General features: G+C 49.9%; 7 protein-coding genes. All 7 read right to left on the bottom strand.

Annotation, left to right across the window (positions count from 1 at the left end):
• Complete coding sequence (wecB, locus tag AAF564_08860) at positions 1-1065, bottom strand: UDP-N-acetylglucosamine 2-epimerase (non-hydrolyzing) (GenBank protein ID MEM8485648.1); 1065 nt, start codon at positions 1063-1065, stop codon at positions 1-3.
• Positions 1062-2372 (bottom strand): glycosyltransferase, encoded by a 1311-nt coding sequence (locus tag AAF564_08865; GenBank protein ID MEM8485649.1) that lies wholly within the window; start codon positions 2370-2372, stop codon positions 1062-1064. The genes wecB and AAF564_08865 overlap by 4 nt, the downstream gene beginning before the upstream one ends.
• Positions 2373-2385: 13 nt before the next feature.
• Complete coding sequence (locus tag AAF564_08870) at positions 2386-4899, bottom strand: YfhO family protein (protein MEM8485650.1); 2514 nt, start codon at positions 4897-4899, stop codon at positions 2386-2388.
• Between the two features lie 157 nt (positions 4900-5056).
• On the bottom strand, positions 5057-5344 hold the full coding sequence (gene gatC, locus AAF564_08875) for an Asp-tRNA(Asn)/Glu-tRNA(Gln) amidotransferase subunit GatC (protein ID MEM8485651.1): 288 nt from the start codon (positions 5342-5344) through the stop codon (positions 5057-5059).
• A gap of 209 nt (positions 5345-5553) precedes the next feature.
• Positions 5554-6864 carry a type II and III secretion system protein gene (locus AAF564_08880; GenBank protein ID MEM8485652.1) on the bottom strand — a complete coding sequence of 437 codons (1311 nt, stop codon included), beginning with the start codon at positions 6862-6864 and terminating at the stop codon, positions 5554-5556.
• A 207-nt stretch (positions 6865-7071) separates the two neighbouring features.
• Complete coding sequence (locus tag AAF564_08885; protein MEM8485653.1) at positions 7072-8076, bottom strand: hypothetical protein; 1005 nt, start codon at positions 8074-8076, stop codon at positions 7072-7074.
• 13 nt (positions 8077-8089) lie between these two features.
• Positions 8090-9877, bottom strand: a 1788-nt coding sequence (locus AAF564_08890; GenBank protein ID MEM8485654.1) for a hypothetical protein, incomplete at its 5' end; no start/stop codon positions are given.

Here is a 9877-nt window from a genome sequence, read left to right on the forward strand (position 1 = left end):
TTAGCTGTTATATCCGAGTAAGGTCTTTGCGATTACGTTTGAGGCTGTTCCTCCATCGAGGGGCAGCCCAAACATTTTCTGGGGAGTTGTGAGAGCCGGTACCCGGGCTACAGCTTCTTGAATCGCCTGGCGATCTGCGGCGACCAACTGGTTCCATCCTCCTTCCAACGTCTCAACCCACTCTGTCTCCTGTCGGAGCGTAATGCACGCTTTCTTCAGCCAGTACGCTTCTTTTTGCAGACCACCTGAATCAGTGAGCACAGCCTGTGCATTTTTTATAAGCTGCAACATTTTCAAATAGCCCACGGGCTCCTTAACGTGGATATTTTGAGGCACATCAATGCCGTCGAGCTTGGCTTTTGTACGGGGATGCAAAGGTAGCAGAACAGGCGCCGGTAAGGCGCCCAAGCCGGCAAGGATTTCGAGGAGATGTTTTTTGTTATCTGTATTCGAGGCCCGGTGTACCGTTGCCAGGTAATAATCAGCCGGCACATCATCAATCAGATTTTGCTTTGTTGCAGCAAGGGCTGAGAAGTGGATTGTGGCATCATACATCACATCCCCCGAGAAACACACCGTTGTATCAATGCCTTCATTTTTAAGATGCTGCATCGCGGTTGAGGTAGGGCAAAAGAGTACTTCAGACAGCCGATCAGTGACAATTCTATTGATCTCTTCCGGCATTTTACGGTTGAACGATCGTAATCCAGCTTCCACGTGGGAGATGGGTATATCCAGCTTGGCGGCCACGAGCGCGCCAGCAAGCGTTGTGTTTGTATCGCCGTAAACGAGTACCCAGTCTACAGCATCCTGTGCCAGTAAAAAGGTCTCAAATCGTTCCATAATTTCCCCGGTTTGCACGGCATGGGAGCCAGAACCAACCTGCAAGTTGACCTCTGGTTGTGGAATTTCAAGCTCGTCAAAAAAGATTTGGCTGACCTGCCTATCGTAGTGCTGACCAGAATGTACAATCATTTCTTCAATACCGGCCGCTGAAAAGGCCCGGCTTACCATAGACGCTTTTATAAACTGGGGCCTTGCCCCGACCAGCGTGACTACTTTCATGTTCTCTTTTCTCCTACAATATCGTCGAGCATAGCCGCAAGCTGCCCTGTAAGTCCTGATCGGCTGTATCGTGCAATAGCAGATGTATCACCATGCGGATGCTGCTTGCCGGCGTCCCACTGGGTATAGAGGCTTCTGACGTATGCAAGCATGGCATCACCATTATCAAAATCAATCATTTTGCCGGCGCCAGTATCTTGCAATATTGCTGCTGCATCACCATCAGGCGGTCCTATGCCCAGAACAGGATTACCCGTTGCGAGGTATTCGAATAACTTACCCGTTACAATCCCTTTTGCAGAGAATACACGGTTAATCGGCAATAGCAGGGCTGCACTCTGTTTCATGTACCTTACAGCCTCGCCATGCGGACAATAGGCAATGCGCTCTACCAGATCCAACAAGCCAGCAGCCTCCAACGCTTGCATCACTGCCCCGTCAACATTTCCTACCAACCTTATTTTCAGTTTAGGCACCTGCTCTTTTACCTGCGCCAACGCCTGCCACAACGCAACAGGATTGCGCGCAGCGTTCATGTTGCCCACATGGGAAATGTAGAACGTATCAGGATCCAGAGATGCGTCTGATGAAAAATCATCCCGATCAAATCCGTTGTAGATGGTTACGCAGGGTGTGTTCGTCTTTTTGACAAACTGCCGCTCAATCACAGGGCTGACAGTCAGCACAGCGTCCGACTCATCTAATACAGACTTTTCAAGGCGCGCATTTTTTCGGCGGGCAAACCCCGTCATGGGCAACTCCTCCAGGAAGTCAATATCAACCCAGGGATCACGGAAATCTGCAATCCAGGGCACATTGTATCGCCGTTTCAGGCTCCGCCCGATAAGGTGGGTAGAATGAGGAGGTCCGGTTGTGAAGATGGCATCTATTTCACCAGATGCAACAAGGGTACGTGCTTTTTTCAACGCGTAGAAATACCAGCCAACTCGTGCATCAGGAATGAACACGTTTGCGCGCACCCACCGGGCAATTCGCTCGCGATAGCTGATAGGCTTGTCGGATAGGAAGCCTACCGAAACGGCATCAGCTTTGGATTTGTTGGTAAAGCCGGCATATATCCGATAGGGATCCCAGGCACCCGTACGATGCACGTTTACGCCATCAGGGACCTCCCGTAGCATGTCCGGGTCCAGGTCTGGGTACGCAGCTGATGCTGGGTCAAGCGTCAACACTTCCGGCATCCAACCAAAAGATGGCAGGTACTTGACAAACTTCAGTGCCCGCTGGACGCCTGAACCGCCAGAGGGAGGAAAATAGTACGCAATGACAAGAACGCGTTTGGCCAATCTGAGCTACCGACTACTGATCCTTTCTTCGGAAATACCCGTAGCCAACAAGGCCTATTACCGCCCCGTATGCCAACAACGTGGACAGGAGGCTTACCCAGTATCCCAGCTTGTAACTGGATGGATCGAACGCCATAGTGAGCTGATGTTCGCCGGCCGGTATCTGTACGCCACGAATGAGATAGTTCACCCGATGAATTGGTACCTCAACATCATCTACATAGGCCTTCCAGCCATCAGGATAATAAACCTCGCTTACTACCAGCAAACGATCGGTATCGGTATTGACACGCCATGAAATCTCATGGGGTGTATGTTTTTCCAACACGGCTGTCGCTACGCTGGCAGAATCAACTGGTGAAGTTGTCACAGGCAATTCGGCCGGCAAGATAGCGGTTGTGGCCAGGTTGAATGCATCGCTTTGCAACCGCGACCAGGTCTCTTCGGCGCTTGTTATTACTTCAGTATTGCCCACAAAGTATGCCCGGGGCAACGCGTTCTCACGTTCCAGCACCTGCATGCCTGTTTGTGGATCCTGGTAGACCATTCGCGTATCGGGGAGTTGTCCGCGGGGTACTATTACATACCGCGTGTTGAGCAAGTCCAGACCGTTTGCATGCGGCACACTGTCTTTAAAAAGGATGTTCTCCAGGTAATCCTGATAATACCTGAGCTTGGCGCCGTGGTATCCGCTTAGTGTTTCATAATGGTAGGCAGGCCGCGCAACTTCAACTAGATTGCCTTCCAGCGACAACACGCGAAAGTGCCCATTGCCGCCAAGTTCATTCTTTTTATTGATCAGGTAGGTATCAAAGCCATATTCTGCAACAAGCGCATCTGCCGTTTGCTCGGTGGTTAACCGCTCCTCGACGAAGTAGCGTTTGCCTACATCAATGAGATCATAAGCCACCAAACCAAAGATCAGGAAGCCAGCCACAAATCCTGCCAGTGATCCTTTTTGAAACAGGAAAAACACGAGGCTCGCACCCAGCAACATGAGGATGGTGCGAATGGCATCTTTTGCATAACGGTCACCCCGGTCAGCTTTAATTCCAACCAATGCACGGTCAACGGCAGTGGCAACTTGCGGATTGTTTACACTGACGTTGTTTTGTGACGCTACGCGTTGCATAAACATCTCGCGTTCCCCCTCTTTCTCGAACGCAAAGAACACGTCTTTCATTGTAAACAGCACCAACATAACGGCGAGTGCGGCACCCATTGTTTTGAAGAGGGTTGGCAAGCCAGTAGAGGTTGTGCGCAGCGATTCAAACGCCTGCTTGAATCCGAATGCCGCTAGTAACGCGAGCACTAGAGACACAATAGCCAGCCAGGTTTCTGGTACCCTGAAACTGCTGAATAACGGGAAGAAGTTGAACATGAACCGATTGAGCAGTTCAAAATGCCGGCCCAATGCAAACAGCGTGAGCAAGATTGCAGCAATCGAAAGTGCCAATACAGCGCGTTTTCGTACGGTAAAGCCGGCAAAGACTGCAAGGGCCATAACAATTCCTCCCACATAGTGAGGACCACCTGTGGGTGGCTTGGGGCCCCAATAGGCCGAAGCACCTCCGTAAGCATCCGAAATAATGAGGGTTATCAACTCCCCAATGCCCTGGCTCCAATTCATTGCATAGGCCCAGGAAAGCCCGCCGCCGCCGGCTTCTCCACCAGGCGACGCACCACGGATCGTATGTGCTTTATACTCAAAGTTTGAGAGAAACGGCTGGGCAACCATCAGTATGCCTAGCACGGAGCCAAACGCCAGCCAACCGGTAGATTTGGCAATGTTTGCCACATTGTTTGAACGGTACGCACCCACAACTTCTACAAGCCACCAGATGGCCATAACAAAAGCCACATAGTACGTAATCTGGATATGGCCAGCCCGCAAGTTTATGGCCAGGGCTATAGCAAACAGGAAGCTGCTGAGTACGCCGGGTTTTCGAAGAGCGAAGACAAATGCAAGAATCAACCACGGCGCAAATGCCATCGTGATAAATTTAGAATTATGGCCGGCAACCAGGATGATGGGTACATAGGTAGTAAAACTGTACGCAACCGCCGCCAGCATGCTCGCCCATTTGTCACTCACAAGCACAAAAGCAAGAAGGTACGTCCCCCAAAGCATAAAGAGGAAGTGCGAAGAAGGCCAGATGAGGGTCCGGAGAAACCGTGGTATATCATCCAGTTGTTTTACTTCAACGGGAGATGAAATCATGTACCCGGGCATCCCGCCAAACGGATTGGGCGACCAGAGTGCCGTTTCCCCCGTTTCCGCCTTGTATTGCGTCATCTCATTCGACATTGCCTTAAAGCTTACAGTGTCGTAGGCAAACAGCGACATCCCCTTGAAGTGAATCGGGGCAAAAAAAGTAAAGGAGATAACAGCGAGCAAAACCAGACAAAACGCATGTTGCACGGTCGGAGACTGCCGGTCCCATAAATTTGGCTCAGCCGTAATCTGTTTTGCTGCTGCAGCCGGCTGCTTCTTTTTGTTACGCTTTTTTTTCTGGTTTCGTGCCATAGGGGAAATAAGCTTCGCTACCGCCTTTACATCTTTGCCCGACATTCATGACCAAGGATATCAGTGCAATAAACCCAATGTGATCAAACTTATTCGATCAAAGCGGTGTGATGAAGCGAATACAATATGTGTGGTAAACGTTGGCCCTGTAGTGGGGTCAGGAAATAACTTTGGGAACCCGAAAATAGTCACTATCCGCGTCAGGTGCATTCTTCAATGCTTCATCATGCGATATGCGCTGTTCCACATCTTCAGCCCGAAATACATTGTTGACATCAAGCACGTGTGTCATAGGGGGGATATCATCCGTATTCAGCTCATCAAGCTTTGCCATGTAAGACAAAATTGCATTCATCTCTCCGGCCAGCCGAGCCTGCTCATCTTCAGAAAAAGACAGCCGGGCTAAGGCGGCTATGTATTTCACATCTTCAACAGATACTGACATGTTAACTTCGGTTTTATCTGCAGCTACGGTTCAATCGTACGCGCTACGCCAGCGCGAGACTATTGAATAAACGTGCTGATAGAAAGATTCAACACTGTAAAACTAAGAACGCCCAGCAGAGAAAAATAGTGTACAAAGAAAAAGGGACAACATTTAAGCATGTTGTCCCTTTTAAACTAATTGGCCTGAACAGGCAGGTTCAGTATAGCTTAATTCTGATGCGGATATTTAATTTCACGCGCAGATTCAGCATCCATTCGGCGAATGTCTTCTTCGATCTGTCGTCTTCTCCGCTCAAGCACCTGGTCATCAAACGGACGGTTGTTGCGGACCGTAAGCGGATCAAGCATGCGTGCCTGGAGAATAATCAGCAATTCACGCTGAATTTCATCATGGCGGTTATAGCCAAACAGGTAACGCAGCCCAAAGAACCAGGGCGGTAAATCTTTAAGGATAGGAATACCACGGCGCGAGACGCTTTTTTCAGTAGAGTAGAGCCCACCGATGATTGTCTGCTCACCGTCAAGCAGAAGCACCTGGGTATCTGCCCGGTTACGGTCAATGACAACGCCGGCTGCTGTTGGTCGGCCCGAAGAGTTTTCCACGTTGACATCCAGATGAATAAATTCTAGCACTTGCCCCCCTAAGGTATCAGCAAGTTGCTCGCGGATTACGGTTGGCGTTACGTCGATGATAATACCCGTCTGGAAAAACTGGGTTACCGTATTACCGGCAAAGTCACGTTGCTGAACCGGTACATCAGAACCAATCTGAATGTTACCAACCTGTCCGCTCTGTACGGTTACAGAAGGGTTGGCAATAGTACGACCGAGGCCTTCTGTTTCAAAGACACGGAGCAACTGCGTGAGTGCATTCAGTGAAATCTGGTCTGGCCCGACAATGAAGTCTTCAAACTGGCTAAAAAACTCTTTGGTATTCAGCGCAATCTGTGGAATCTGTCCGGCTCCACCCGCCGCGCCGCCGCCAGCGCCGCCACCTGCGCCTCCTGCACCGCCGGCACCGCCGCCGCCAGCCTGTGGCCCAAACCAAACGCTCCAGTCAACACCAAGCTCAAGTGACTTTGTGAGGTCTGCATCAAACAGAATAGCGTTGATCTGAACTTCGCGTGTTGCCGATGTAGCAGGCACTGCAATAACGCCGGCTCCCGGATCGCGACCAGAAGCCTGGTTGGCATCCATGACCAGCGGAATGGCCGGTGCATTTTCAATAATGTAGTAGCGATCATTCTCGCGATAGGTGAGTCCTTTTGTGTTGAGGACTACTTCAAGCGCATCGAAAAAGTGAGAGCTTGTTATCGCGATACCAATGGGTTCTGTTCGTGCTTCAGGATCGATAACCTGCTTCTGTGTAACCCGCTGAAAAATGGGGTTCATGAACTCAATAAACTGGTCCATGCGGGTGTCAGCCCTGAAAGAAACCACCTGGTCAGGTGGGACATAGGTACGGATTCCTGATCCTGCCGGGGGGCGCTGGGCAAGTACTTCTTGAACAGAGATCAATAGAAATAAACAAACAAATACAGCAAAGAGGCCCCGACCCTTCGATCCCGGGATGTTCAACGTCATCATTCTCTCCTATTGTCGCACGCAAAATGCAAGATTGGATCTAAAAAAGAAATGCAACACTATAGCTTGCCTACCAATCGAGCCGAAAACGTGTTTACTTTAAATAGATTAATTCAATAAATGCTAAAAATATCAAAAACCTTACCAATTACTGGACGGTGTAAGCCTAGTTCCGCCTACTGCGCGCCGATAAGACTCCTCATTATTCAAAAATACTTCTACGCGGTCAATAATACCGCCCTTATTTAATCGAGCATCTACTTTACCGGACAGTGGATCGATATCGGTAATTTCACCAAGATAGATATTGTCGCCCACACCAAGTGTCCGGTAGCCAGATTCGTCTCTAAATACTGCTTTTCCTCCCACAATGGATATCAATTCTGTACCAACAGCCTCGATCTCGAGCAGTCCATCTGTATTGGGGGGGATATTTTTCAGGATGCCAGGATAAAACGGATTGATGGCCGGCGCATTATCTGGCAGAATATCTTTTGGTACCGGCGGTAACTGGCTAGACCAGCCTGTCGGCAGCAATTCGCCTTCCATCAGTTCCGCAAACAAGTCTTCTGGGGCACTTACGCCTTCTGTACCGGAATAATAGGCGTTCAGGGTCATCCGGAAAGAAACCATGATCTGCATCCGCTCCTTCCCTGTTTTCTTGTCTGTAGAAATCAGGTCAATTTCGTCTAGCGTCAGGTCATTGATGCGGTAGAAATTGCGGTTATTTTCGATGTCCCAGATAAACTTATAGAGGCTGGGGAAGTAGGCCCTGCCATCAACGGCATACGTATGGTAGCTATAGTCTGGCTCTGTCTTCGTGCCGGTAGCAGTTACGTCAAAGTTTTTGAATCCGGATGCGGTAAGACCGTTCAGGTAGCCAATCACTTCCGGGCTTTTCAACTCTTCCGGTATAATTTTGTAACGCGCAAACCAGCGACGCGTCGCATCTTTAGCGGCCGATTCCGAACTGGTCTGTTTCAGAAACAGCTCATCCAGTTCTGCCTTTTTGAGGCGCACAACCTTTTCAGCGCGGATAGCGCGTTCCAGGTCATCTTCCTTGGCATTCATCATGTAATACCCCAGACCAATAACAATGGCCCAAAGAAAACCCATTACGAGAACACTATAGCCTATTTTACCCATAACTAATTTTTATCTACGGGACAGGCGGCGTGCCTGTCTGTGGTGCAGGATCTGCTGCTTCGTTTTCAGTAGAGATGGCGCCTTCAACCTGGTTACGCAGGTATTTCGCTGCGGCCGGCAAATCGTCAATTACCGGTACGCGCATTCTAAAGCTGAAAACAGGCGCTTCACGAATTTCAGAATATGTAAGGGATTCAATGTCACCGTCGAGATTGGTTGCAAGGTCTACCACGCGGTCTCTCGCTGATGACGTTCCAACAATCACGAGCTCAGTGCCTTCAGGACGCCAATTGTCAATCCAGATGCCCCGAACACTTGCTGTTGCCTCAGACACTTGTTCAAGTGTACGGCTCCATTTATCACTCCCTTTGAGCAAATCATCCAATACTGTTAGTGCATTCAAATAAGAAGCCGTAACCGTATCAAAACTGTCGATACGTGCCTGAAGGACATTGGCATCAGCACTCTGGATCTCTGCCGGATATTCTGCCAACATCTGCTGATACTGGGCAATCTCTTTATCAATTGAGATGTACTTGTAGACAAAGAAAAGCCCTGTGAGCATGATGAGCAGACCAATTACAGGGATATGCCAGGTAATTGGAATTTTAAACCGCCGTTTGATCAGGCGATTCGGCATCAAGTTGATTTCGTCGAAGACACCGAGGAAACGATCTTCAGGGACTAACCGCAGTGCGGAGGCTACTGCCCCAACGATTGCACTGGTATTGGCCTCATCAAGTCCCAGGTCACCCAATTCATAGACAGTTTGACGGAGAGACGATACCCGGGAATCCGGGAAGAACATTTCAAAACTCTCAACCAGTTCTTCCTCACGCTCTTCGCTGAGGAGAAACACGTGTTGTACTTCGTTAATCCCGTGCTCATCCTGTTGCAGGAGCACACGGCTACAAATCGTTTCAGGCGATTCATAGGCCGTCAGCGAGCGCAGGCTCTCATAATGTAGCAACTGGCTCCCACGCATGAAGAGTACAAGCGTATCTTCAGTGCCGGCGCGCACGATGAGCGAGTGTGTTCGCTCCGGGGGCGTCTGAACGGAAGACGTAGCAAGTGCAGAACGGGCCAGGCCAAGATACAAAGGTACCTCAGCGTCTAGAATTCGAACCGTTGGGAGGCGCGCATTCTGCTGCTCACGCATAGCAAGCAGCGTAGCAATAACAGAATCTCGCTGTTTAGGGAAAACAGCGAGGTATCGCAATTCGCCTGGCTCAATGCTGTTCATTTTCAGGAAGCCTACCCGGTTGGCTTCATAGCCCCCCTGGTATTGCTCACCGAGCACTTTCAGCAGCCAGGATCGATCAGAATTTTCGACGCGAAAACCCGCACCTTCTTCTTCTTCCTTGCCTTTTTTCTCAGCAGCACTAGAACGGAGTTCAACGTGCATGACATCTGAAGAATCAGCACAAAATGCAACGATGGGATCTTCGTAACCGGTGTCTTTACATTCAGCAAGGATATCGCCGAGTTCGAGAACGAAGGTAGATGAAATGCCGCCGGCCATGTCTTCTTCTGAGTCCATCAGACCCGATGCATTGCCACCGCCAAATTCAGAGTTCAAGAAAAGATTGCTTCCCGCGTCGGTACCATCACCAAATTGAATGGTAAAATCTCCGCCTGAAGATGCATCTTCCTGCAATTCTGGAACGCTGGTCATAATACCAGCCTGCGCACCTTTGGTGACCCGTTGCCGCGTAAAACGGCGAAGCACGCGCACACTCTCTCCTTCTGCCTGTAACAAGACAGCGTGGAGCATGCGGTTAGTCACCATCACACCGAGCAC

This window comes from Bacteroidota bacterium, assembly GCA_039111535.1.
Classification (GTDB): domain Bacteria; phylum Bacteroidota; class Rhodothermia; order Rhodothermales; family JAHQVL01; genus JBCCIM01.